General features: G+C 60.3%; 24 protein-coding genes. 11 read left to right on the top strand and 13 right to left on the bottom strand.

The genetic code is table 11. The annotated features are described in order from the left end of the window. The first annotated feature begins 83 nt into the window (after window positions 1–83). Together P3T22_RS26805 and P3T22_RS26800 are read left to right on the top strand one after the other, a co-directional pair. Complete coding sequence (locus P3T22_RS26805) at window positions 84–626, top strand: 2,4'-dihydroxyacetophenone dioxygenase family protein (protein ID WP_063499389.1); 543 nt, start codon at window positions 84–86, stop codon at window positions 624–626. 126 nt (window positions 627–752) lie between these two features. Further along, window positions 753–1,568, top strand: a complete 816-nt coding sequence (locus P3T22_RS26800; RefSeq protein ID WP_063499388.1) for an alpha/beta fold hydrolase — start codon at window positions 753–755, stop codon at window positions 1,566–1,568. Between the two features lie 128 nt (window positions 1,569–1,696). On the opposite strand, the gene P3T22_RS26795 is transcribed toward P3T22_RS26800, so the two are convergent. The 4 genes from P3T22_RS26795 to P3T22_RS26780 all read right to left on the bottom strand — a co-directional run bounded on the left by P3T22_RS26795 (window position 1,697) and on the right by P3T22_RS26780 (window position 7,757). Further along, window positions 1,697–2,656: a LysR family transcriptional regulator gene (locus tag P3T22_RS26795; protein WP_429326592.1), complete on the bottom strand. Its 960-nt coding sequence runs from the start codon at window positions 2,654–2,656 to the stop codon at window positions 1,697–1,699. 276 nt (window positions 2,657–2,932) lie between these two features. Next, complete coding sequence (locus P3T22_RS26790; protein WP_063499386.1) at window positions 2,933–3,598, bottom strand: response regulator transcription factor; 666 nt, start codon at window positions 3,596–3,598, stop codon at window positions 2,933–2,935. Window positions 3,599–3,999: 401 nt separating this feature from the next. Continuing rightward, window positions 4,000–4,965 carry an LLM class oxidoreductase gene (locus P3T22_RS26785; RefSeq protein WP_063499385.1) on the bottom strand — a complete coding sequence of 322 codons (966 nt, stop codon included), beginning with the start codon at window positions 4,963–4,965 and terminating at the stop codon, window positions 4,000–4,002. A gap of 38 nt (window positions 4,966–5,003) precedes the next feature. After that, on the bottom strand, window positions 5,004–7,757 hold the full coding sequence (locus P3T22_RS26780) for an MGH1-like glycoside hydrolase domain-containing protein (RefSeq protein WP_429326591.1): 2,754 nt from the start codon (window positions 7,755–7,757) through the stop codon (window positions 5,004–5,006). Window positions 7,758–8,231: 474 nt separating this feature from the next. On the opposite strand from P3T22_RS26780, the gene P3T22_RS26775 reads away from it, so the two are divergent. Beyond that, a complete protein-coding gene (locus tag P3T22_RS26775) occupies window positions 8,232–9,155 on the top strand; it encodes a LysR substrate-binding domain-containing protein (protein ID WP_429326590.1) in 924 nt (307 codons plus the stop codon). Between the two features lie 92 nt (window positions 9,156–9,247). Here the strand turns inward: P3T22_RS26775 and P3T22_RS26770 are convergent, their stop codons facing one another. The 7 genes from P3T22_RS26770 to P3T22_RS26740 all read right to left on the bottom strand — a co-directional run bounded on the left by P3T22_RS26770 (window position 9,248) and on the right by P3T22_RS26740 (window position 16,659). Next, window positions 9,248–9,997, bottom strand: a complete 750-nt coding sequence (locus tag P3T22_RS26770; RefSeq protein ID WP_429326589.1) for an SDR family NAD(P)-dependent oxidoreductase — start codon at window positions 9,995–9,997, stop codon at window positions 9,248–9,250. A 223-nt stretch (window positions 9,998–10,220) separates the two neighbouring features. After that, window positions 10,221–12,143: a PAS domain-containing protein gene (locus P3T22_RS26765; protein WP_429326588.1), complete on the bottom strand. Its 1,923-nt coding sequence runs from the start codon at window positions 12,141–12,143 to the stop codon at window positions 10,221–10,223. An 87-nt stretch (window positions 12,144–12,230) separates the two neighbouring features. Then, the gene (locus P3T22_RS26760) at window positions 12,231–12,614 is read right to left on the bottom strand and encodes a response regulator transcription factor (protein WP_063499382.1); all 384 of its coding nucleotides are present in this window, start codon (window positions 12,612–12,614) and stop codon (window positions 12,231–12,233) included. A 252-nt stretch (window positions 12,615–12,866) separates the two neighbouring features. Then, entirely contained in the window at window positions 12,867–13,574 is a 708-nt protein-coding gene (locus P3T22_RS26755) for a CDP-diacylglycerol diphosphatase (RefSeq protein ID WP_429326598.1), read from the bottom strand. A gap of 160 nt (window positions 13,575–13,734) precedes the next feature. Then, window positions 13,735–15,189 (bottom strand): indoleacetamide hydrolase, encoded by a 1,455-nt coding sequence (iaaH, locus tag P3T22_RS26750; RefSeq protein WP_429326587.1) that lies wholly within the window; start codon window positions 15,187–15,189, stop codon window positions 13,735–13,737. Between the two features lie 202 nt (window positions 15,190–15,391). Continuing rightward, window positions 15,392–15,607: an HlyU family transcriptional regulator gene (locus tag P3T22_RS26745; protein ID WP_063499379.1), complete on the bottom strand. Its 216-nt coding sequence runs from the start codon at window positions 15,605–15,607 to the stop codon at window positions 15,392–15,394. A gap of 365 nt (window positions 15,608–15,972) precedes the next feature. Then, a complete protein-coding gene (locus tag P3T22_RS26740; RefSeq protein WP_063499378.1) occupies window positions 15,973–16,659 on the bottom strand; it encodes an NADPH-dependent FMN reductase in 687 nt (228 codons plus the stop codon). A gap of 300 nt (window positions 16,660–16,959) precedes the next feature. On the opposite strand from P3T22_RS26740, the gene P3T22_RS26735 reads away from it, so the two are divergent. From P3T22_RS26735 to P3T22_RS26725, 3 genes are all read left to right on the top strand, one after another. Next, the gene (locus P3T22_RS26735) at window positions 16,960–17,637 is read left to right on the top strand and encodes a J domain-containing protein (RefSeq protein ID WP_429326586.1); all 678 of its coding nucleotides are present in this window, start codon (window positions 16,960–16,962) and stop codon (window positions 17,635–17,637) included. A 179-nt stretch (window positions 17,638–17,816) separates the two neighbouring features. Next, window positions 17,817–18,017, top strand: coding sequence for a hypothetical protein (locus P3T22_RS26730; protein WP_063500754.1), 201 nt, complete (start codon window positions 17,817–17,819; stop codon window positions 18,015–18,017). 238 nt (window positions 18,018–18,255) lie between these two features. Next, complete coding sequence (locus tag P3T22_RS26725) at window positions 18,256–18,789, top strand: low molecular weight phosphatase family protein (RefSeq protein WP_236720973.1); 534 nt, start codon at window positions 18,256–18,258, stop codon at window positions 18,787–18,789. Window positions 18,790–18,915: 126 nt separating this feature from the next. Here the strand turns inward: P3T22_RS26725 and P3T22_RS26720 are convergent, their stop codons facing one another. Together P3T22_RS26720 and P3T22_RS26715 are read right to left on the bottom strand one after the other, a co-directional pair. After that, window positions 18,916–19,470 (bottom strand): fasciclin domain-containing protein, encoded by a 555-nt coding sequence (locus tag P3T22_RS26720; protein WP_063499377.1) that lies wholly within the window; start codon window positions 19,468–19,470, stop codon window positions 18,916–18,918. Between the two features lie 215 nt (window positions 19,471–19,685). Next, on the bottom strand, window positions 19,686–20,012 hold the full coding sequence (locus tag P3T22_RS26715) for an H-NS family nucleoid-associated regulatory protein (protein WP_082855347.1): 327 nt from the start codon (window positions 20,010–20,012) through the stop codon (window positions 19,686–19,688). A 763-nt stretch (window positions 20,013–20,775) separates the two neighbouring features. Here P3T22_RS26715 and P3T22_RS26710 point away from each other — a divergent pair. The 5 genes from P3T22_RS26710 to P3T22_RS26690 all read left to right on the top strand — a co-directional run bounded on the left by P3T22_RS26710 (window position 20,776) and on the right by P3T22_RS26690 (window position 24,860). Further along, window positions 20,776–21,084 carry a hypothetical protein gene (locus tag P3T22_RS26710; RefSeq protein ID WP_429326597.1) on the top strand — a complete coding sequence of 103 codons (309 nt, stop codon included), beginning with the start codon at window positions 20,776–20,778 and terminating at the stop codon, window positions 21,082–21,084. 367 nt (window positions 21,085–21,451) lie between these two features. Further along, window positions 21,452–21,739 (top strand): hypothetical protein, encoded by a 288-nt coding sequence (locus tag P3T22_RS26705; RefSeq protein ID WP_429326585.1) that lies wholly within the window; start codon window positions 21,452–21,454, stop codon window positions 21,737–21,739. A 252-nt stretch (window positions 21,740–21,991) separates the two neighbouring features. Continuing rightward, the gene (locus P3T22_RS26700) at window positions 21,992–22,771 is read left to right on the top strand and encodes an acetoacetate decarboxylase (protein ID WP_429326584.1); all 780 of its coding nucleotides are present in this window, start codon (window positions 21,992–21,994) and stop codon (window positions 22,769–22,771) included. Window positions 22,772–22,789: 18 nt separating this feature from the next. Continuing rightward, window positions 22,790–23,572 carry a 3-hydroxybutyrate dehydrogenase gene (locus tag P3T22_RS26695; protein WP_063499373.1) on the top strand — a complete coding sequence of 261 codons (783 nt, stop codon included), beginning with the start codon at window positions 22,790–22,792 and terminating at the stop codon, window positions 23,570–23,572. A 10-nt stretch (window positions 23,573–23,582) separates the two neighbouring features. Beyond that, window positions 23,583–24,860, top strand: a complete 1,278-nt coding sequence (locus P3T22_RS26690) for a DUF3734 domain-containing protein (RefSeq protein ID WP_063499372.1) — start codon at window positions 23,583–23,585, stop codon at window positions 24,858–24,860. Window positions 24,861–24,885 lie beyond the last annotated feature (25 nt).

The following is a 24,885-nucleotide window of genomic DNA, read 5'->3' as shown; positions in this document are numbered from 1 at the left end:
GGCGTGACGCCGCGCGCATCATCGGCTTGTCAATAGCCTGAACGTAGTGTCCGATGCACTGCACTTCTTTGGAGATTTCGAGCATGACCAGCGCAACCGCAAGAACGCCTGATGAGCAGGCGATTCCCTATCAGCTGCCGCAACCGGCAGACATGTCACGCGACCTCGTGCATCCGGGGATCCTCGACAAATGGCTGGAGGACGATAACCTGTGGGTACCCATGACCGGGACTGTGTCTTTCAAACCACTGCTTCTCAGCGCAAGCCAAGGTTATTACGTCAATCTCCTCCGGGTTCGGCAGTCTGGTGTGCTTTCGCGTCACCGCCACACTGGGCCTGTCCACGCAATCGTTCTGAGGGGGCGATGGTACTACCTGGAGCATGACTGGGTCGCGGAGCAGGGCGGGTATGCGCACGAGCCGGCAGGCGAAACCCATACGCTGTACGTGCCTGAGGACGTCGAAGAGATGATCACGTGGTTCCACGTCACAGGTGGCTACACTTACGTCGATCCGCAAGGTGTAGCGGTGGGATATGAAGACGTATTCACGAAGATCGAAGCGGCTCGTAAACATTACGAAGAAATTGGCCTGGGCGCTGACTACGTCAAGCAGTTTATTCGCTAGGACAATTCATTGACGTGCGAGCCATCGGGGCTTCCGGGGCACGGACGAAGACGTATCGAAGGCAGGTCGGTGCCCAGAAGCAGCGAGTCGCCTGGGCGCCGCCGCCGACAACCGAGGAAAATCACCATGGAACGACGTACCGTCGACGTAGCTGGCGTACCGGTTAGCTACCTTACTGCAGGGGACCAGACTGGGCCTGTTTTATTGCTACTGCACGGCACTTATTGGAGCCGGGTATGGCAGCCGGTGCTCGACGGTCTGGCGGGCGCCGGTCTACGCCCCATCGCTGTGGATTTCCCTGGATTTGGCCGTTCCGGCGGCGAGCTGACTATTGCCAGTGCCTCGATCCCCGCCTTGGCGGGTTGGCTGCCGCAGTTTCTCGCAGCACTGCATATCGACGGGTCTGTGGGTCTCGCAGGGCACGATATTGGCGGCGGCATCGCACAGCAGGTCCTGGTGGATGGGAAAATTGCGATCAGCAAATTCGCACTCGTCAACGCAGTCATGTTCGATTCGTGGCCCGTGCCTGGCGTTGCCCGGTTCCGCGACCCGGCGGTCGCCGCTGCAACGACTACGGAGGACGTCCTCGCCGCTCGTCGCAAGTCCGTGCTCACGGCATTGGCCCGCCCGGCAACGGAAAGCGAAGTAGAGGAGTATCTCGAGCCGTGGACCGATCCGCGCGTAGCACGGTCCTGGGTGGCCCTTGCCGGCGCGGCGGACAGTCGTTATACGATGGATCTGTTGCCGAGCCTTCGTGCGTCGCAGACGCCGAAGCTGCTCGTCTGGGGCGAAGACGACAGCTTCCAGCTTGTCGAGTACGCGGAGAAGTTCGCCAGGGAGATTCCGAATACGCAACTCGTCCGTATTCCGAAAGCTGGACACATTCCAATGGAAAATGACGCGGCCACAGTAGCTCGTGTGCTGGCCGGGTTCTTCGCCTGATGCGGCGCGGCCGGCAAGGACGGAGATCGCTTGCCGGCTGTTTCGCTCTTTGACCCATTCGATTGACAAACAGGGGTGGCCGCGTGGCAAGCGGAAGCCGCTCGTGCGGCATTGGCGGAGTCAGAGCCTCATGAAGTCAGTGCCTCCTGGATAGGCGCGGAAAAATAGCCGCCGCATGGCTGTGGCGCCGCTACCGAAGCATTCGCCTGTCCGAGCGCTTCCTGCACGAAGCTGATGAAAGCACGCGTCTTTCTACTTGCCATCCGGCCCGCGGGAATGACCGCCCATAGCTCACATGGGGGGAGGCGCCAGTCCGTTAGTACGGTCCTGACCTGACCACTCTTCAATTCGGGCAAAAACAGCCACTCTGGCGCGACCGCTATACCCATACCTGCAAGAACTGCTTCGCGTACCGCTTCAAGCGCACTCACCGACAGCCGGCCATTAAGGGAAACGGACGACTCGGTATCGTTTCGTCTAAACGTCCAGACGCGTCCACCACCTTGCTGGCTATAGTTGATGAATTGATGGCAGCTCAATTCGCCTGGCGTAGAGGGGATGCCGGCGTGCTCGAAATAGGCTGGGGAACCGACGACATACCGAAGTGCCTCGCCGAGCTTGCGTGCCGGCATATTTGAAGTGTCGCGCGTTCCCGTCCGCAAGCCGACGTCGACGCCCTCCTCAAGCAGGTCGACATTGCGATCGTCCAGAAGAATATCAAGTGCAAGATCCGGGTACGTGTCGAGAAATCCGTTGAGCGCGGGCATGAGGTGCAATCGCGTAAACGTAACGTCTGCGCTCACACGTACTCGCCCGGATAAGCGTGTGCTGGCCCCTCGCGCCACATGCTCAGCTTGCTCCACTTCCAGCATCACGCGCTTCGCCCGTTCGTAGAATGCCTCACCCGCGTCGGTCGGGGTCAAGCCGCGTGTCGATCGAAGCAGTAGCCGGACTGCAAGACGTTCTTCCAATGTCGCGATGGCTTTCGATACAGCGGGCTGACTCACGCCGAGCGAACGTGCAGCGGTCGAGAAGGAACCGGTTTCGATTACGCGCACGAAGGTTGCCAGTGCCGTCAATTGATCCACTATCTTTTCTCCTTGAATCTGGCAAACAGCGTGGCACGAGGCAGGTTGTGGTGCTTCCCAGTCGCGGTCTGTTGTCGCGTCGGAACTTCCGGAAGTCGGACATTCGCATGCCTCGGATGTCCGGCATGGAAATGCGCGGGCGTCTCCTCGAACAGCATATCGACCTGAATTATGGTCGCCCTGGAGCGCCAGTGATACGGAAATATTACAATGGAATCCGAACGATTTTGCAGGTGAATTCTATTCTCTTTCTGGTTGTGAGGCGCAATTTGCGTTTCAGAGTGTCTTTTCGTGATACGACTCTATGCGCAGCGCCTCCGCTTTACGAACGAGATCCGCGACCGACCTTGCCATCATTTTCTTCATCAGCTGACCGCGATAGACTTTCACCGTGATCTCGCTGAGATGCATTTCAGCGGCGATCTGCTTGTTCATCAAACCGGCAGTGACAAGAGCCATGACCTGCTGTTCGCGTCCCGTCAACGATGTATAGGAAGCGCGCAACGCCGCGACCGATTCCTCCGCTGCGAGGCGCTTGCTGTCGCGCGCCAACGCCTGCGTGACGGCGTCCAGCATGTCCTGATCCCGAAAGGGTTTTGGAAAGAAATCAAGCGCTCCCGCTTTCATTGCTTTCACGCACATCGCCATGTCGCCGTAACCGGTCATGAAGAGGATGGGCATGCGCAAGCCGCGTGAGAGCATTTCCTGCTGAAACGAGAGCCCATTCTCGCCTCGCAGCCTGATGTCGAGAATCAGGCAGCTCGGGATGTTGGACTTCTTGAACTCGAGAAATGCCTGTGGTGAAGCGAATGTCTCGACCCGCAATCCGATCGAGCGTAGCAGAGTGCTTAACGAAAACCGCATCGATTCATCGTCGTCGATCACGTATACGATCGTGGTGTTCGTCGCGCCGCCGCCTCGTTCAGCGAAGATGGGAGTCATCAAGAAGCCTCTTGAACCGATTGAGCAACGCATTGGGAGGAGGAGCGTCCGGCGATGTGTTTTCGATTGCTGGGTCCGGCCGGATACGCCCTGTACGTACCACCTTCTGAATGAAGAGAATTATAGTGAGTCCCATCACGGAGAATTATAGTGAGTCCCATCGCGCTGGCAGGCATGGCGGGTCGCTTTGTCCAGACGTGCATCGGCGTCCGCAGTCGCTCAACGCGCAAACCTGCAGATGCGCTCTCCCGCGGGCCTTGAACGGGGCAGGGCAATACGGTTCGGGATGCGCGGCACGGCCATTCGTGGCGGATAGCCTGCCCTGAAGAATGTCTGTTGCGGCGCTTGCGCATGAGATTGTTGATCAGGAGTCAGCACAGTAATGTGCCGCAGCATAAGAGCTATTCAGATCCACGACCTTCGTGAAACTCCGGTAACACATGTGCTGCGATCTCTTCGAGCACGTCACGCACCGGACGTTCGGAGCTGAGGTTCAGACTGACGTGATGCGTACCGGCCGCGCGCATGTCCTGTAGCGAGCGCACTAGCGCATGTCGGCCGGTCGAATAGCCAAGCGGAAGCGCTGTGGCCGGTGTCTCGGCATGCGCACTCAATTCGAGCTGCATCGCCACGCCGAAGGCTCGGAATGCAGGAGTATGGAGCCGATTGACAGCGGCTAGCCACATCGAATGGCGAGACCGCTGCACATCCGGGTCACGATGGTAGGTCATCCAGCCGATCGCGTTGCGAGCGATCCAGTCAACGCTTTGTCCGCCGGAGCCCACAGCGAGCATGGGAATTTCGCGGGTACCGCGAGGCAATAGCGTGAATTCCGCGGCATCAGGCGGCGCATGGTCGGGAATCACGCGAGCAGACGACCCGACGGCTGCGGCGACAATTTCCCAATGGCGTCGAAACAACTCGCGACGCTCGCCGGAATCCTTGCCGAACGCCGCGTATTCGTGCGGACGGTCTCCCGAGCCCAGGCCCAGGATGAACCGGCCACCCGAGAGTGCGCTGACGGATAGGGCGCCTTTCGCTACATGTAACGGGTGGCGCAGCGGTAGCACGATAGCGCCGCTTGCGAAGGCGATGCGCTGGGTTCGGGATGCCAGCGCGCCAAGAAAGACCCACGGGTCGAGATGTCCGACGGGATCGGGATAGTCGGCGCTGTTGAGCGGAACGTCCCGGATCCACAACGCGCGAAATCCGAGCGTATCAGCAAGTTCGGCGAGCTTCAGCTGCTCGTGAAAGTCCGCAACGATTTCGCCTCGACGTAACAAGGGCAGCGTCAGTCCAATCGACAACCTGTGTTCCGAGAAAACAGGGTTCTCGATGCTGCCGGAATAAGGGGTTGAATAGTTCATCACGCATTGTTCTTCGATGGCTTTCCAACAAGCGGACTCTAACGACCCATGACGGGTGCCGTGTCTTCGGCGATTGCTTCGACTATCGACGCGGTATCGGGTTGCGCGTGGGAGAGCTTCATCATGCGCGGCTGGAGCAGCAGCGCGACGAGGCCACTCCAGCCGGTCTGATGCGAAGCGCCGACGCCGCGGCCATTGTCGCCGTGAAAGTACTCATGGAAGAGCATGAGATCCTGCGAGCGCGGGTCGGCTTGCAGCATCGGATAGGCGGCCATCACGGGCCGCACGCCGTGCGCATCTTTGAGAAAGAGCGCAGTGACGCGCCGCGCCAGTTTGTCGGCAATCTCGCTCAGCGAGAGCAGGTTGCCCGAACCGGTTGGATATTCGATGCGAAACTCGTCGCCATAGTAGCGATGAAACTCATACAGCGATTCGATCAGCAGGTAATTGACCGGCATCCAGACCGGGCCGCGCCAGTTCGAATTGCCGCCGAACACACGTGAGTCGGATTCGCCAGGCAAGTAGTTGACATGGAAGCTCGCACCGTCGTGGTCGAAGACGTACGGCGTGTCACGATGCACACGGGACAGCGCCCGCACACCATACTCAGACAGAAATTCGGTTTCATCGAGCGCGCGGCGCAACAGCGCGGTCATCCGGTACCCGCGCAACAGCGAGAGCAGCGTAGTGTTGCCTTTGCCGGGTTCGGTCCAGCGCGACACCAGCTTGGCCAGATTCGGCCGATGATCGAGAAACCATGCCAGGCGTTCACGCAAGCCGGGCAGATGACCGTACACGCGATCTTCGAGCACGTGTACGGCGAACAGCGGAATCAGCCCGACGATCGAGCGAATCCGCATCGGCACCTGGGTTCCATCTGGAAGGTGTAGCAAGTCGTAGAAGAATTCGTCGTGTGCGTCCCATAACCCTGTACCGCAGCCGTCGCTGCAATTGATCGCTTCCGCGATATAGAGAAAATGCTCGAAGAACTTCACGGCGATTTCAACGTACGAGTCATTTTTCATCGCCAGTTCGAGGCCAATCTGCATCAGATCGAGTGCGTACGAGGCCATCCATGCAGTGCCGTCGGCCTGATCGATGCGGCCGCCAGTCGGCAGCGATGAAGACCGGTCGAAGATGCCGATGTTGTCGAGCCCAAGGAAGCCGCCCTGAAAAATGTTGCGGTCATCGGCATCCTTGCGGTTGACCCACCACGAGAAATTGAGCAGCAGCTTGTGGAACATCATTTCAAGGAACCCGAGGTCGCCAACGCCTGTCACTTCGCGGTCGAGTTCGTAGACACGCCATGTTGCCCATGCGTGAACCGGCGGATTCGCGTCGCTGAACGCCCACTCGTAGGCGGGCAATTGCCCGTTCGGGTGCATGTAGCGGTCCTTCACGAGCAGCAGCAATTGTTTCTTGGCGAAGTCGGGATCGATCACCGCGAACGCGACCGCATGAAAGGCAAGGTCCCACGAGGCGTACCACGGGTACTCCCACTTGTCGGGCATCGACACGATGTCGCCGTTGCACATGTGCCGCCAGTCGGCGTTACGGCCGTGTCTGCGTGCTTTCGGCGGATTGGGCTGACCGGGGTCCCCGTCGTGCCAGCGCGTCACGTCGAACTGGTAGTACTGCTTCGACCACAGCATCCCGGCGAGCGCCTGACGCTGCACGAGACGCATATCGGCGTCGGCGATGTCGTGCTGAAGTACCGCATAGAATTCGTCAGCCTCCGCTTGCCGGCGCGCGAACAGCGCTTTCATATCGAGCGGCACAGTCTCTGGAGCCGCAGCCGGAGACGATTCGGGACGCCAGCGCAGATAGAGCACCGAGCTCTCATGAGGGGCGAGCTGGAGATACACATGCGCAGCGGCGCGGGTGCCCTTGTCGCGCCGGATTGCCTGCTCGTCGCGAGCAATGAGGAAGTCATTGAAACCGTCCTTGAAGGGGCCCGTTCCTTCGAGGCCGAAAATGCGCCGCACGTTGGTTTCATTTTCGCAGAATAGCCATTCGACCGGCTGTTGTGCCGACGCCGTCACGATCATCGTTTCGAGCGCGGGATTGCGGGCGACGACGCGCACACCTTCATCCGTGCCGGGCTCCAGCGTCAGCGACGGCTTGCCCGGCTTGCCCGACCATTGCCACCTGTTGCGCGCCCAGAATTGCGGCAAGACATGAAGCGCCGCCCGCTGATCGGCGCGGTTTTCGACGGTGACGCGCATCACGATATCGTCGGGTGTGTGCTTCGCATACTCGACGACGATGTCGAAGTAGCGGTTGTCGTCGAACACGCCCGTATCGAGGATTTCATACTCCGGCTGATCGGCGCCGCGCCGCCGGTTTTCGTCGATCAGATCCTGGTACGGATACGCCTCGTGAGGATATTTGTAGAGCATCTTCATGTACGAATGAGTCGGCGTGCCGTCGAGATAGAAGTAAAGCTCCTTCACGTCCTCGCCGTGATTGCCTTGCTCATTCGTTAGCCCAAAGAGCCGTTCCTTGATGATCGGGTCATGCCCATTCCAGAGCGCGAGCGACACGCACCAGTCAAGCGGATCGTTGCCGAATCCAGCGATGCCGTCTTCACCCCAACGGTACATGCGGCTGCGCGCATGATCGTGCGGAAAGTAATCCCATGCGGTGCCGTATTCGCTGTAGTCTTCGCGAACGGTGCCCCATTGACGCTCGCTCAGATAAGGCCCCCAGCGGCGCCATCGGTCGAGTTCGTGACCGTGGAGGCGGGACCCTTCCTTCGATTGGAGCAGATTGATTGCGCATCGCGGTCGCATGGAACCTCCCGACCTCAAATCGATCATCCAGGGCGCTCGATGCGAGAGAAAAACACTCGCGCTCTTTCGAAGCCGGGCACGTCGGGAAGACCTGCTTCGCTGCGCGTGGCAATGAGGCTTCGAGGAACAGCCGGACAGTCATTATAGGCTCCGTCCAAGGACTCGACGCCGATCGCGAGCGCCTTGCCTCACCTTTTGTATGATGATTATGGCGTCGCCGAATCCGAAGTGAATCCAGGGAACGCGTAAATTGCGGGTCCCGTTGCTTCGACGCATCGGGAACGCGCCCGACGTGATGTTTATTGACTATTGATCACGGCAGAAATGAATATTGTTGGCGATTGTTCGGCGGCGTATGTTGTCGATAAAATGAGCCTATATTCAATGGTTCTGCGAACCAGGGAGACGCTTCGATGAACCTGGCCGACGAGGTGCCCCGTCGAGCGTTGCGCGCGCCCGCAGTAGGAGGAACGAGTGGATCTTTCCGCTGTTGAGGCTTTCGTGCGGGTTGCGGAGACGAAGAGCTTTACGGAGGCCGGCCGGGTGCTGGGGCTGACCGGTTCGGGCGTGAGCCGGGCCATCAGCCGTCTGGAAGGTCAGACGGGCGTCATGCTGCTGAACCGGACGACGCGAAACGTCGGGCTGACTGCGGAAGGCGCGACATTCTATGAACGGTGCCGCGACATTCTCGCCGACTTGAAGCTGGCGGAGACCGAGCTACTGGACGCTGCGAGCGTACCGTCGGGACGGTTGAGGATCACGGCGCCCATCGGGTATGCCCGTTCCGTGCTGGTGCCGATGCTGCCGAAGTTTCACCGGCTCCATGCCAATATCGTCGTGGAGACGAGCCTGTCGGACGCCGTCGTCGACCTGATTGACGACGGTTTCGATCTGGCTATCCGAATTGGCGAGCTTGTCCCGCCGAAACTGACGTCAAGCAGAATTGGTATCGCACGATGGGTGGCGTGCGCGAGCCGGGAATACCTGGACGAACACGGGTCTCCCGCGTCGCCCGACGATCTTGCGCTTCATGACTGCGTGGCGTATCAGTCGGCCGAGTCGCGGCGGCACCATGACTGGCAGTTCTGGTACGGAAGCAGAAGCTGGACCATCAGGATAGGGGGCATGGCACGGCAGGTGATCGACCATTGCGACGTGATTGTCGATGCGGCGCTGGCGGGAGCGGGCATCGTCTACCTGCACGATTACGTTGTCGAACCGTATCTGCGCAATGGCACCCTCGTCAGGGTTCTGGAAGATTTCTCGACGCCCGAGCGTTCGATTCATCTGCTATATCCAGCGGCGCGTGCGTTGGCGCCGAAGGTCCGGGCATTCATCGAATACTCGCTGAACGAACTCGGGATTACCGACGACTCGGATCAGCTCGACGTCGCGTGATGCGACGCGGCCGCCGCGACGGCGGTCACGTTCCAGGCTTGAACACATCGGCGGACTGGATAACTCGCGGACGGTCTGGAGTCCTGGCTGTGTCAGACTTGCGCTAATCCGCCGTCCACGAATAGCTCTATGCCTGCCACGTAGCTACTGTCTTCCGAAGCCAGGAAGAGTACGGCAGCCGCCAATTCCTCAGGGCGCCCCACGCGGCCCAGAGGTGTCACCGAGGCGAACTTGGCACGCAATGCATCCGCCTCGGCCGGAGTGGTTACCTGGCTTTCGATGATGGGTGTGTCGATTGCCCCCGGACTAATGGCATTGACTCGAATACCTCTTCCCTTTAGCTCGACCGTCCAGGTTCTGGCCAGGGAGCGGACCGCTGCCTTGGCTGCGCTGTAGGTATCGTGTGCCTCAAGCCCCAATACACCGGCGATCGAACTGGTGAGAATAACGCTACTGCCTTCGCGCAACAGGGGAAGTGCTTTCTGCACGGTAAAAATCAAACCTCGCACGTTGACATCGAACGTCCTGTCGTAGTGTTCCTGCGTAATCTGTTCGAGTGTCTTGTGTTCGATCGATCCAGAATTGGCGAACAGAACGTCAATCTGTCCACGCTGTTCCCGAACGATTGAATACAGGCGGTCGAGGTCCTCGAGTTTGGTGACGTCCGCCTTTACGGCAGTGACGTTCTTGCCTATCTGAGCGGCCGCCTGATCGAGTTCTGCCTGACGTCGGCCGACGATGAAGACGTGCGCGCCTTCGTCGACGAATCGTTTGGCCGTTGCCAGGCCGATGCCGCTGTTTCCGCCAGTAATCACTGCAGTCTTGTTAAGCAATCTACTCATGATGGTTTGCTCCGTGAACGATGAAGCAAAGGATTGCATGGAGTATGGGCTGACGGAAGATATCCCTTCGAGATATCAACGATTCCTGGGGGGAATGGGCTCGATGAAGCAGCACGTTGTGATGAGGCCGATATCGCCGTGCCGGCAATTCTCCGGAGTTCGCCTCGTACGAGATATCCGAAATATCCCCGTCGGGCGACGCCGACAGTCGTCTAAACCAAGGTTATCGACAGCGGGCGGGCTCGGTGAGGTCACTCTCGCCGAGGGCGGGCAGGCTGCACTGAAAGACCGCGCCACGCGCTGCATGGCTGGACGCCCACACCCGTCCTCCGTGGGCTTCGATGATAGAACGGCAGATCGAGAGCCCCATGCCCATGCCATCGGACTTGGTGGTGAAGAAAGGGTCGAACAGGTGGTTGACGTTTTCCGCCTTGATGCCGGGTCCCGAATCCTGTACCGCGACGACCACCCATCCGTCCTCGTCCTGACGCGTTTCGATCAATAGTTCGCGTAACCCGTCGTCGGTTTCATCGATTGCCTGAATGCCGTTTATCACGAGATTCAGGATCACCTGCTGAAGTTCGATCCGATCGGCGGCCAACCGGGGCAACCCGCATGCGAGTTTGACGCGCAACTTAACCCGATGAGTAAGGACCTGATGCTGTACCAGAGATGCAACTTCGGTGACGACCTCGTTGAGGCCGAGGCGCATTTTCTGAGGTGTGTCCCGCTTGGTGAGCGTGCGGATACGCCGGACGATTTCACCCGCGCGCTTGCCGTTGGCCATCATGTTCTGCACGCAGGCCCGCACTTCGTCCGGTTGCGGCGTCGCGTGACCTAGCCAGCGCAAACAGGCCGCACCGCTGGTAACGATAGCTGCCAGAGGCTGGTTGACCTCGTGTGCGATGGATGCGCTCAACTCGCCGAGCGCCATCACGCGACTCATACGCGCGAGTTCAGTCTGTGCCTCGCGTAACTGCTCGTCTGCAAGCGTGGCCGCGGTTATATCCTGGATCGCGCCGACGAACTTGTGGCTGCCCTGTTCGTCGATTACCGCATGGGCGACAACGTGGAGATGTTTGATGGACCCGTCGGGGCTGAGCAACCGATGCTGGAAATCGAAGTCGCGCCCGGTTGTCGCTGCCTGTTCGAACAACTGCTTGACACGCGCGACATCGTCCGGATGGGTGCGTTGCAGCACCATCTCCAGGGATGGCGTGATTTCCGGATCGTAGCCAAAAATCCTGAAGCTCTGGTCGGACCAGAAGAGTTCTCCGTTCGACACGCGCCAGCCAAAGCTGCCTGTGAGGCTCAGTCTCTGTGCTTCGGCGAGGTATTCGGCCTGACTGCGGCGCAGTTCATCTTCGGCCCGCCTGCGTTCCGAAATATCGTTGTTGGTTACGAGCGTAGCGAGCGGCCGCCCGCTTTCGCTTCGTTGCAGCGACCAGCGGCTGGCCACTACAACCTTGGAGCCATCCCGTTTGGTATGGACAAGCTCTCCCTCCCAGCGCCCGGTGCGCGACAACTGTTCGTTGATGTCATCGAGCGCAACTGGAAATATCGTTTGCAGAAGCTGGTGGGCGACTTTGCCGATCGCTTCTTCTCTTTTCCATCCGTAGAGCTCCTCGGCGCCGCGATTCCAATAGCTGATCACGCGAGTCATGTCGGTAACCAGAATCGTGTCGTGCGTAAGATCGAGCAGCCGTGCCTGCTCGCGCTGTGCTTCGCCCAGTCGGCGCGTGTGCCTGACCAGCGCAGTGATAGCGTGGGAGGTAATCAGGAAAGTAGCCAGCGCCAGGAAATCCTGCGTGTGGGCTACCCGGAAGCTGAACAACGGTGCCGTAAAGAAGTAGTTCAGACAACCGGCGCAGAAGATAGAGAAAACGGTGGATGAAACGAAGCTGTCCAGAAAGGACAGCAACACGATCACCATGAGATAGATGAAGCTGGTCGTGGCCATGCCGCATCGAAGCGCGAAGCACGCCCATGTGACGGCTCCCAAGGCGATGCAGCCGGAAATCCACAGCATGACCAGATACCGCAGTCGAGCGAGCCGATCGGCGTTCATGCTTGATCGCGAGGCGCAAGCGGGCGGCAGGTCCTGAATCCGCGCGACTTCCTCTGCGGGTTTCAATAATTCGGTCACGATACATGCATAGAGTCGATCGAAAGGCCGCAGCGCTGAGATCGGTGGCCGCCATCTGAAATAGCGTCTCGCGCATCCGCGATTGGCCTATGGATCGCCCACCTGTTTGGCTAACGCGAGGTTGAGGTAGCGTTCCATGACCTCGGCGTCGATCGGCTTTTCGAGGAATGCCAGCGCGCCGTTTCTCTCGCTTTTCGCCTGTAGGGCAACCGTTGGGAAGGCCGTAATGAAGATGGTTGGCGGCGCACACCCGAGCTCGAGAAGACGATCATGCATCTCGATGCCAGACATGTTCGGCATTTGTACATCGGAGATCAGGCATGACGTCTCTTCGATGGGGCCGGAGTGTAGAAAAGCTTCCGCCGATGCGAACGCGTGCACCTGCCAGCCGAAAGAGCGAACCAGGCTCGCAGTAGCGACGCGAACAGCCTCGTCATCGTCGACAATGGAAGCTATGTGATCGGCGCACAAGCAATGAACCTCGGTTCTTCCAATACATCGGGCGTGAAAATACAGTCTTGCATGCGCGAGGCTGCCTCTAACGTAGAGTAGCTCACGCGAGGCGGGGCAGGGCAGGAATTATACTGATGTATAGCCCTACACTGCGGGTGTCAGGAATATCAGTTATTCTAACTGGGCAGATTGTGTGACGTACCTTGACGGAAGACTATGAAGCCTCCCAGGGTCCACGCGGATCTTGTCCGCGCGATAGGCAATCGACGCTCAACCGCCGTCCGCCACGTGGCAGGCATGATCGAGCAAGCCTTCCGCCGTGCCGCTGCCATTGTCGACATCCAGGGCGCTATTCACGACGAGCCAGCCGTCCTTCTGCGCCGATGGCCCCGCGCCCGTCACGAGGATGGTTTGCATGGCCATCGCCTCGCTGTCCCGGTCGTCGCGCGCGACGATGCGAAACGGATTGTTCGCCTGAGCGAGCGAGGTGACGCGCATGATCCGGTAGCGCTGGCCGTCGAGCGTATCCCAATGCCACTCGCCTGGCGTGTCCTTCGCGTGACGCGCGAGTGCGTCGCTCACGTTGCCGTGCATGCAATCGATATGGATATGCAACTGGTTTTGCGAGCGGCGGTACTGCGAGTTGATCTCGAGGCCGAGTTGATTGTCGGGCAAGGTCCGCTTGACGGACTCCTCGACGTAAAGCCGCGACGCCCACGCGTCGTCCCAGTAGTTCTGTGCATTCGGCGCCAGCACGAATGGGCTTTCTATGCCGGTGACGCGGTCGGTCGGAATCAGCAGATGCTGCGAACGGCCAACAATGTCCTTCAGGATTGCATAGCGTTTGTCGAGGTCGACGAGCGTGCACTGGCCCGGCGTGCCGGTGGCCTGTTGCGACGGCACGCAGCGCAGATCGACAATTTTCCAAAGCGCGTTCGAATCGACTGCGGCAAGGTGCGTGCAGGCGTTGGCAATCATGGCGAGCGCCACTGCGGCGAAGGTTCGCAGCAGCGTTTGCCGCAGGCGGGACGGTTTGGGCACGGTTATCGGCATGCGGATCGGGGTTTTTTTAACGGAGGTTTCAGCAAGATATTCAATGGCCCCTTTAGCGGCCACTTCGGCGCCATCTTCAAAGCGCTCAGAGCATCGGCGCCGGCAGCACGCCGAGCAATTGCTCGAAGGCGACGCCGATCGCCAGCAAGCGCCGGTCCTCGCCGAGCGGTCCATCCAGTTCCAGGCCGACCGGCAGGCCGCCGGCGCTCATCCCGGCCGCCAGCGACAAGCCCGGAATGCCGGACGTGCTGGCCGGGTCGGTATTGCGCAGGAACGCGTCCATCGTATCGATCGGCGCGGCGCCATCGATCGAGACTGTCGACGAACCGTTCAGGTCGTCGATCGGCACCGCGGCGAGGCGCGTGGTCGGGAACAGCAGCGCGTCGAGCCGCTCATCGGCAAAAGTCGCCGCGACATACTGCTGCAAGCGCGGCCGCCATTGCAGCAGGGCGGCGTCGTAATGGGCGCCGAGCACGTCGGCGAGCACGCTGTCGTAAATCGCGCGCACGTCCGGGCTCGCGATGCGGGCCGCCATTTCAGCCACGGTCTTGACCGGCGCGTCGTTGGCGACGAGCCAGGCGAGTACGTCCTCGCGCGGCTCATGGATCGCGATCGGACCGCCTACCCGGCTGTTCAAGGTTTCCAGTTCGCCCATCGCGACAGGCACGAAGGTGACGCCCGCTGCTTCGAGCCGGCGCAAGGCGGTACGCGCGACTTCTTCCACCTGCCTTTCGAGTCCTTCCCAGAGCGGCGCGGGCAAGCCGATGCGCAAGCCGTTCAAGGTGATGGCGGGCAACGGTCCTGCTCCGGTGATCACGGCGTCGAGTAAAGCGATATCGGCGACCGTGCGCGCCATCGGCCCCACCGTGTCGCGCGTATGGCTGATCGGCACGACGGCATTCGGGTCGTGATAGCGCCGCTCGGCGGCGCCGTTCCCGACTGACGGACGAAACCCCGCGATGCCCGTCAACGCGGCCGGAATGCGGGTCGAGCCGCCGGTGTCGGTGCCGAGGCCAGCGGGCGCGATGCGCGCGGCGATCGCGGCGGCGGTGCCGCCCGACGAGCCGCCGGGGATCAGGGTGGGGTCGTACGGATTGCGCACCGGCCCGGCGTGCGTGGCGAAGTTCGTGCTGGTGATGCCGAACGCGAGTTCGTGCATGTTGGCTTTGCCGAGCACGATCGCGCCGGCATCGAGAAGCCGTTGTACCGACGGTGCGTTCGCCTTCGGCACGAAGCCCTCCAGAGCGGGCGTGCCCGCCGAGGTCTGCATGCCGGCCGTGTTGATGTTGTCCTTCACGACGATGGGCAAACCGGCGAGCGCCAATTGCGCTTTTGCTTCGGGCGGCAACGCGTCGATGCGCCGCGCGGCGGCCAGCGCGCCGTCGAGGTCGAGCGAGGTGAGTGCATTGAGGCTCGAGAGCGACGCCGCGCGCGCCAGCAGCGTGGCCATATAGTCGGCGGCTTTGAGGCGCCCGGACTGGATCGCAGCGACCGCTTCCGTTGCGGTTAGGGCCAACTGTTCATCGACGGTCCATGTCATTGCAGGCGTCTCCTTGAACTGAAGTGTCGCCTATTCTGGCACAGCCGTTTAATAACCGACGCCAAATGGCGCAAAGTGATCTGCGTTTGCCGCAGTGCCAGGTCGCGCGTGCGCAGGGCGATTGGCTTTTGGGCTCTGCGCGCCTGACTGACGTGATCGCTGCGATGGAGTCCGTGGGCGTTATCGGGTGGGGCGGCGCGGGTTATTGGTGGCTGTCGATCCACATGCGTCCCCAGCGGAACGCATAGGCGAGCGCGTGTTCTTCGTCGAAGAAGTAATCGAGCGCGTCGAACGAGTAGGCTTGAGCCTCGCTTGCGGTGGTTTTCTCGATGGTCAGGTTGGCGGCGAACAAGCCGTTGGGCAGCCGTTGCGCAGCTGGTGCGACTTCGTAGCCCTTGTAGCGGATATGTGAATTCATGATCGTGGCATTGAGTATGCCCGCGTGTATTGCCAAGGAGCCGGCGCGCGGGACGCAACCCTGTGCGTCGGGCAACCGGTGAGTGAGCGGGCAGGATCAAGCGTAAGCCGCGCCGCGCAGCGGGTGAACCAATCTTTCGTCGTAAGCAAATCAGCGAGGTTCGGGAACGGTCTTCAGAAGGCCGGATCGGGCTACGGTCGCAGTGCTCAGACACACTATCCGGCGTGGCGGGCGAGTGGTCTGTTATGTGGCGCACGGTTTCGAACGAGGGCGGCGGCCGGGTCGAGAAAACCAGCCGGCAAACAGGATTCGTGGAGGATTCGTGGAGCGCAAGCGGCGCTCCACGATGTCATACGCTTCGCGGTTTAAACCGCGTGCAGCAAGCGGGCGGGTTCCGCTTCCCTGACTGCATGACTGAGCGGCGCGGCCGTCGGCGTGCGATGCGCGTTGAACGCCAGGGCGAATTGCGCGGCCTGCTGGCCGACCGTGGCGAGCTGATCGACAACTTTGGCGTCGGAACAGGTGCCGACGGTGTCGAAGCGCGTTTCCAGCGTGTTGATTCCGGCGCCGAACGGCGTGGGCCAGCCGCGCAACGCGTGGACGATCGAGCGCAGCGAGGTCAGCACCGAGCCGGCAGCCTGCCAGCCATAAGCGGTGACGATGCAACCGACCGCGCGGCCATCCAGATACGGCCGCTCATCGGCGCGCAACTCTTCGAGCGTGTCCAGCGCGTTCTTGACGAGACCCGAGACGCCGCCGTGATAGCCGGGCGTCGCGATGATCAACGCGTCCGCATGGCGCACGGCCTCGATCAGTTCCAGCTGTTCGTCGGTGCGTTGAGGGTTTTCCGGGGCGTCCCCCAAGAGGACGTCCTTCGGTGCGTAGTGGGGCAGGCTATGCAGGAAGGTGCCGCCGAACAGGCGGGTGTTCGCGCCCGCGGCCTGCGCACCACGCAGCGCAAAGCCGAGCGCGCGCTCGGTCGACGACGCCGCGCGTGTCGTGCCGCCGATGCCGATGACGAGTGGCCGGCGCTGATGATCGAAACTGGTCAACGAAATGCTCCTTCGGTAGCGGCTCACGGGACGCTGGCGCGGGGCTGCGCGAGAGACAAACCGGGGCGAACCGGACTTTGAAATGTCATCTTAATGACCGCCGCGACCCGGGCGAAGCGACTTTTTGTTCTAACGATATAACCGCGCGGGTTTTGGGCGGCTCAGCAGCCTGTCCGCCAGCGGCGAGGCTTTTTTTCGTCTGGCCTTTCAGTGGCGTAAGCGCGTGCCACTTCACGATAGAGCCGTTTTTCGCATGCTACGATGGTCCGCGAAGCGATTCCCGACGAGGTCGAGCAAGCAATGGCAACCCTATATGACACGCTCGGTGTGCATGCGCACGCCACAGACGAAGAAATCAAGCGGGCCTACCGCAAGGCCGCGATGAAATGGCATCCGGATCGCAACAGCGGCGCCGAAGAAGTTGCGCGCGCCACTTTCCAGGAAATCAAGGACGCGTATGCGATCCTCTCCGACGCCGCGCAGCGCAAGGTGTATGACACGGTTTATTCCGAGCAGATGCGCGGCTGGGAAGCGCAGCATGCCCGCCAGCAAAAAGCGCAAGCTGAACGCGAGGCGGCGGCGCGCGCGGCGGACGAAGCGGCCTATGCCGAGATGGTGTCGCTCGCCATGCGTTTCGCCGACGACGGCCACAATCGCGATGTGCTGTTTGGCGTGCTGCTAGGACGTCGATGCGAGGCGCGGCGGGCCGCGCAGATCGCCGACAGTGTGTCGGCCTTGCAGGCGGCGCGGCGCGAGGCGGAGAAGGCCGTTGCCGCCGCCGAGGCGGCAGCCGCGGCAGACGTCCCTGACGTTTCAGCGGAGGCGGAGGCGGCTGCCGTGGACGATAATGCCGCCAATCGTGGCGCGCCGGCTAACCACGGCAACCCAGGCAAGCGCGAAGAAAGCGCAAACGATGCCCACCCGGCCGGCGTACTGGGCGGACTCTGGTTTCAGTTCCTGAACGGTTTGCGGTTTTGAACAGATGATTTTGGCCGCTAGACCAGAGACGTAGACCGAATTGATATAGAGAGCGGCCTTCAGCGATTAGGTATCCCCCTCTAAAATTAAAGTCACGTTCGTGACATGTGTCGTTCGATTGCGAAAAAGCCCCATTTCGCTTGACCTCCATGTTGCAGATTCCGAGAGGCACGACGGCCATGGTTACTTTTATTTTTGTCGTTGCAATGGCGGCATTTGTCCCATACGTCGCGACGCCCGGCATTGTGAACGGCGTCAAGGCGGTCAGTACGCAGCCTGCGGCGATGCTGTTCGAAACCCCACCGGCGGCGTCTGGCGGCGCAAACGACGCGGCGAATCGGATCGTGTCCGAGCGGCGCGACAGCGAGGCTTCCGGCTGAGCAGACGCCGTTGCCGCGATGGTCGCCTGGCCGGCGCGCGTGACTGACGGCATATTGAAAGGCGAGAATTTGCGCTGCTACGCTTCGTCGCAAATGCGACGCCCGATGTCCGAGTCTTGACCGACCTGGTAAAAATTCTCGTGGCGCAACAAATAAAGACATCGTAGTGTCACGGGGGCGCAAGACTGGGCCGGCAGAATGTCACTGAGAGCTAAAAAAACACGGGTACGGGGTGAGCGTGACCAGAAAAAAATACAAGGTGCTGTTTCTCTGTCGCGAGAATTCAGCACGCAGCATCATCGCCGAGGCTTTACTGCGCGAACTGGCGGGACACCGGTTCGACGCATTCAGCGCCGGGCCGGAGCCGGCCGCGCGGGTTCATCCCAGTGCGGTCGCGCAATTGCGGCCGGGCATATCGGACCTCGGCGTGCTCAGCCCGAAAAGCTGGCTGGAATTCACCGGCGAATGGGCGCCGCGGATGGACCTCGTCATCGCCATGGACGAATGCGTCGCCGGGCATCATGCGCCGCTCTTTCCCGGAACGCCTGCGTTGTGCAACTGGATCTTTGCCGATCCGCTTACCGACGGAATGCCCGAGCCGGAGCGCGTCCGCGTGTTTGAAAAGGTATTCTGGCAAATCGTCCGGCAGGTCAGCACGTTTATCGAATTGCCGCAGTATGCCGCGGCGTCGCCGGCGCAAGCCGGCGACGCATCGCGCGCGTCAATGAGCGGCCCAACGAGCCCCGTCATACAGTGCGGTTGCGGCATGTGAACGGCTCTCCGCGTGTCGACTGGTTGAGCGACGCCTGGCGCGCACTGCGGGGCGCGATTCAAGGCGCGGTTTTCGGCGGATTCATAGCGTCATCGGACGGCATCCCGTGCCTGCCGGTGCTGCCCGTTACTTCGGCATGAGCACCTTGTCGACCACCATGATGACACCGTTGCTCTGGTAGACGTCGTAGGTGGAGATGTCTGCGGTGTGGCCCGCTGCGTCGGCGACGACGATATTGCGTGGTCCGTTTTCCGTGAAGGTGAGCATCTCGCCGTTGACCGTCCTGATCGACGCTTTGCCGCCGCCTGCCTTGATCGCCGTGTCCAGCTTCCTGAAGTCGTAACGGCCGGTGAGCACGTGATAGGTGAGAATGCTGGTGAGCATCGCCTTGTTTTCAGGCTTGACGAGCGTGTCGACCGTACCGGCCGGCAATGCCGCAAACGCTTCATTGGTCGGCGCGAAGACGGTGAACGGCCCCGGACTCTTGAGCGTATCGACGAGACCCGCCGCTTTGACCGCGGCGACTAGCGTGGTGTGATCCGCGGAATTGACCGCGTTGTCGACGATGTCCCTGGTGGGGTACATCGCCTGTCCGCCAACCGTAACGGTTTCGCCTGCAGCGAATACGCAGGAGGTGGCAATCGACAAAGCAGCAGCGGCAAAAACCAATTTTCCTTTCATGACCGGTCTCCCGAAGACGCAACGCCCGATTGCGCTGCTCTGACGGGATATACGGCGGGCCCAGGTGTCTGGATGCAAACCGTTGGCGCACAACTTCTCTTCGCCAGCGGACATGGCGCGAACACGCCCGCGTCGACGAGCGTGTCGAACCTGCTGTTGCCATCAGGGCGGTGCGGGGTGATGCCTTTGCGCTAGCGGTCTAACAGTCCGACGGCTTACCGGTTGTTCTGGCGCGCAAGCGGACTTCCCGCGAACGGGTCGTTTAGCCAGTCCACCTGTTTCCTCGGCTGCGGGGCGGGCGCCGGCGTGGCCGACAATTCGAAGTGGTCGATTGATTGACCTGCGCTAATTGCCTGTTTAAGCCATTGGGGCATTTCACCCTGGCCGTCCCAGCTATCTCCCGTTGCGCTGCGGTAGCGCTCGGCTTTTTGCCCCTTCGGTTCGGCCGCCAGCGCGGCGGCGAGGTCTTCTGGTTTGATACCAAACTCTTCCATGCGATGGCGGAGATACGCAATCATGCTATCTCGCTTCCTTTCGTCCATAAGATATTCGTCCTTCTAAAGCGTCCGGCGTTCTGTCAGTTACAGATTGCAAGGAGAAGCCGCGTAGGCATTGAGCCCATGTGAATGGGGCCCGCCAGCGGTAAAGTTATTGATCGAAGGAAATCCCAGCGGCAGCGTCAAAACGGTGCCTCATAAATTGCGTTACAGCATATGCCCGGTGAGGCCGCTTATAAGGCCGGCCGCGCCAATCAGTGAATATTCAAGCGCTCCGCCGCGCGACAGGTACGGCTGGGTAAGCCTACGGCCGCTATGGAAAAAACGGTGATGACGATGTACTGATTGCGAATCGCCTGTCTCACGCCCGCGCCCCGTCTCTCGCCGGTGCCTCGCGCTGGGCTGATTTTGTGCGTTATTCCAGCATCATAGCGCACTGTTCGGATAATGCACGCGCCAGCATGGCTGATTTTGTTGCCGCATGTCCCCGATCGGGCGGCAACCGATGCCGCTGGCAGCCTGCACCGCCGGGTTTGAAATCCTGAGTGGCCGACCTATAACGGAACAGCGGAGCAACAATCTGCGTTTCCAGCCTGGTGGCGACCGATTCCGGCAAGCCGCGCGTGCGCGCCCGACATCGGTTTCAGGTCTGGCAACTATTTACTCGTTTAATTCGGTGACTCGCCGCAGCAGTCCCGCATAGGCATTCGCCCGTCCGTCAGTTCGATTTGGCGGCATGACGTTTTTTTGCGGATCAATTCTTTTTAAGGGGATGAAAGCTGCTGCGCCGGATTCGAGGAGTCTGGACATGAAACTACGTTTATTGATGGCGTTGGCAAGCGCCGCTCTCTTTCTTGCGCCGAACACAGCCGGCGCACTGGACAGCCAGCAGGACGAAGCTGCGTCGGGCCGGGTGTTAATGCAGAACGCGAACGAATCTGCGCAAGACATCACCGACATGTCGTTTGGTGAAACCGGGCGGACCATGATGCCGGCCGCTCAACCGGTGCGGAACGTTTCCTATGGCGGCGTGGCCGCAGGCGCGACGGAGGCGGGAGGCCGACAGGAACGGCCGTGCTCGTCCGGGCGGCATTGCAGGATCTATTTTGGCCAATAGCAGGCCGGCAGTTCGGGAGGCGGTGGGGGAGCAGCACACACCGCCTCTAACCCACTCGCGCCACGGCGCCCTGATCGAACTACCCATACGCCCAACCGCAATTTTACTGAGTGGCCTGCGGGCGATTTAATACGATGTCAAGGTGTGCGCCGTTCAGGTTTTCACCCGCTGTTTTTTCCGATCGCAATCATAAGCGGGCCAATACCGCCTGCCTTTTTATTCACGATTTGCTGTCCGTGAATTGATTAGTCCGGTGCAGCTGCTCCAATCCCACCCGTTGTTTAGTTACCCGCAAACCATACTATGTTAATGGAAGATAATCCGCCGGCGAGCACTGCCTCGCCGGACGATAGCGCCGCGTCCTCTGGTGGCGCTCGTATTCGGCGCGCATTTCTCCTCGTACACGTACATCACGCCGTTCCTGCTGCGTAACGCGAATTCCACGATGTCGACGATTACATGCCCGCTGCTCGGCTTCGGCATGATTGGATTCGCACTGGTAGCGATGCCGCTGTCGCAACAATCGCCGATCGGCGTCGCCGTGCTCGCGCTCGTGCTTGCGCTTGCGCTTGCGCTTGCGCTTGTGCTTGTGCTTGTGCTTGCGCTCGTGCTTGTGCTTGCGCTCGTGCGCGCGTGGGGTGTTTCGTTGGGCTAGCGTGGCCGGTGTGCGACTTCGAATCTTAAGCGTGGGTTCCCTCAACGCCAAAATCCATCCTGCAACAGTGTTTTGCGAAGTTGGATAATGTGCCATCGAGGCACTCTCAAACGCGGCTCAAACCCAAGCGGGATGGACTCTTGAACTCCGACACGCCAGTCGCGCAATCATCGCCCGCCATGTGCGTGTCATTGAAGGCCACTGCGACTTGCCACTACGATGCTGCCTTCGCTATTCAACGGAGAAATTGTTGTGACACTCGATGAAATCCGCAAAAATGCCTTCGCAATGCCTGTGCACAACCCGGCCTATCCGCGTCCGCCATTTCGATTCCTCAACCGCGAATACTTCATCATTTCGTACGAGACCGACATCGACGCGCTTCGCGCGGTCGTGCCGGAGCCACTGACGGTCGACAATGGCCTGGTCCATTACGAGTTCATCCGGATGCCAGATTCATCCGGATTCGGCGACTACACAGAGAGTGGCCAAGTCATTTCGGTCCTGGATGAAGCCGGCCGGAAAGCCAGCTATACGCACGCAATGTATCTCGATGACGAAGGTCCGATTGCTGGCGGCCGGGAGATTTGGGGTTTTCCGAAAAAGCTCGCTTCACCCCGTTTATCCGTTGACGGAAAGGATACGTTGCTCGGCACACTCGACTATGGGACGCAACGGATCGCTACGGGCACGATGGGCTACAAGTACCGCGCGCTCGATATCGAATCTGAACGCAAGAAACTCGCGGACACGCCCAATTACCTGTTGAAGGTCATCCCCCATGTCGATGGCTCACCGCGGATTTGCGAACTCGTACGGTTCTACTTGCGCGACGTTTCTGTGCTCGGTGCATGGGAAGGCCCCGCTGCGCTCGATCTGCACGCACATGCGTTGGCGCCGGTCGCTGACCTGCCTGTCAAAAGGGTAGTGTCCGCCAGACACGTCATTGCAAATCTCACTCTCGATATTGGCGAAGTCGCTTATGACTACCTCGCCCCGGCGGAAGCACTGAAGCTCGCCGTGAACCAATAATTCAGCAAGGAAAAACTTATGTCATTGCAAGGAAAAGTCGCGCTCGTGACGGGCGCCGCAAGCGGTATCGGTGAACAATGCGCACGCAAACTGGCTTCGGACGGTGCGGCCGTCGTCATTGCGGACCTGAATCTGGCAAACGCGCAGCAGGTCGCGGACAGTATCGTCGCTGCAGGTGGGAAAGCACTTGCGGTGTCGATGGACGTCACAAGCGAAGAAGCGGTCAACGCAGGTATCGAAGAAGCAGTCGGCAAACTTGGCGGTATCGATGTGTTGGTGTCGAACGCGGGCATTCAGATTGTCAACCCGATTGAAGACTACGCCTATTCCGACTGGAAGAAGATGCTTGCCATTCACCTGGATGGCGCATTTCTGACCACGAAGGCTGCTATCAAGCATATGTACGCATCCGGAAAGGGTGGCTCGATCATCTACATGGGCTCGGTTCATTCACACGAAGCGTCGAAGCTGAAGTCGGCTTACGTCACCGCCAAGCACGGTCTGCTGGGTCTTGCGCGCGTGGTCGCGAAGGAAGGCGGTTCGCGCGGTGTGAGAGCGAATGTTGTATGTCCGGGCTTTGTTCGTACTCCATTGGTCGACAAGCAGATTCCGGAACAGGCGAAGGCGCTCGGTATCTCGGAAGCTCAGGTCGTTAAGGACGTGATGCTGAAGGAAACCGTTGACGGCGAATTTACTACCGTAGAGGACGTTGCCAGAACGGTGGCCTTCCTGGCCGGGTTTGAATCAGCGGCGCTGACGGGGCAGTCGATCGTAGTCAGCCACGGTTGGTTTATGCAATAAGGAGCCGACAATGCGCCACAGTCAACGCAATACATTAAAGCAACCGAATCATCTTGAGCTACCTTCCTACGACGAAATCGGTTTGGTCCTGCAGGGCGGTGGCGCGTTGGGTTCCTATCAGGCCGGCGTCTACGAGGGGCTTGCAGAAGCGGGTGTTGAACCCAGCTGGATTTCGGGCATCTCGATCGGTGCCCTGAACACCGCCATCATCGCCGGCAATGCGCCAGAGGACCGCGTAGAAGCATTGCGCGGCTTCTGGAACACCATCTGTCAACCAGCGGACTTGCTGGGCCACGTTGGCGCTTTGGTCCCGGCAGCGTTTGGGTTTCCGGACGTTGGGCGCAAATGGTCGAGCATGTGGGCTGCTGCTCGCGCTTTGACTGAAGGTCAAAAGGGCTTTTTCGAACCGCGTTTTTCCGTACCCATCGCCGGCGTGGCAAAGAAACAGCCGAACGAGGTGAGCTTTTACGATACGACGGCGTTGCGTGCGACGCTCGTCAAGTACGCCAATTTCGACCGCATCAACGATGGGGACGTTCGCGTCTCGGTCGGCGCGGTCAATGTTCGCACGGGCAATCTGGTGTACTTTGACAACACACAGACTCGTCTTGAGCCGGAGCACTTTATGGCGTCTGGCGCGTTGCCGCCAGGTTTTCCAGCGGTGGAAATCGACGGGGAGTATTACTGGGACGGAGGTCTGGTCTCTAATACGCCGCTTACGGAAATCGTTAAGGAATGCCAGCACAAGGATACGCTGGTCTTTCAGGTTGACCTGTGGAGCGCAGGAGGAACGCTACCTGGCGATTTCCTTGATATCGCCGAGCGGACCAAGGACATTCAATACTCAAGCCGGACCCGCGCCATCACGGCCTTCGTGTCGCAGAGCCAGAAGCATGCTCGCCTGATCAAGGAACTGCTTGAACACATTCCCGAGAAAGTGCGGCGGACCCACCCGCTAGTCCAGCAGGCACAGCAAGTAGCAGACGGCGGTGCGGTCAATGTCGTGCACCTCATCTACAAGAACAAGTTTTTTGAAGGTCACTACAAGGACTACGAGTTCAGCAACGACACCATGGGCGAACATTGGGCGAGCGGGCTCGAGGACATCCGCCGCTCGTTCGGTAATCCCAACTGGTTCGACGTTCCCAGCCATGACCTTGGCTTCGTTACGCACGACGTCCATCGCCATGAGGCTGGCCCAGCTCCAGTGTCCGATACGTCTGAGGTGGTGCCGAAATCGTTGGAGTTAGTCGACGCGATGGCGAACGCGCCCTCAGACGCTCACTAGAATCGACAAATGAGCGTAACGGGTG

Source organism: Paraburkholderia sp. GAS348 (assembly GCF_050434205.1).
Lineage (GTDB): Bacteria > Pseudomonadota > Gammaproteobacteria > Burkholderiales > Burkholderiaceae > Paraburkholderia.
Note: the sequence above shows the minus strand (reverse complement) of the source record. Positions and strands in the feature narration are given on the sequence as shown.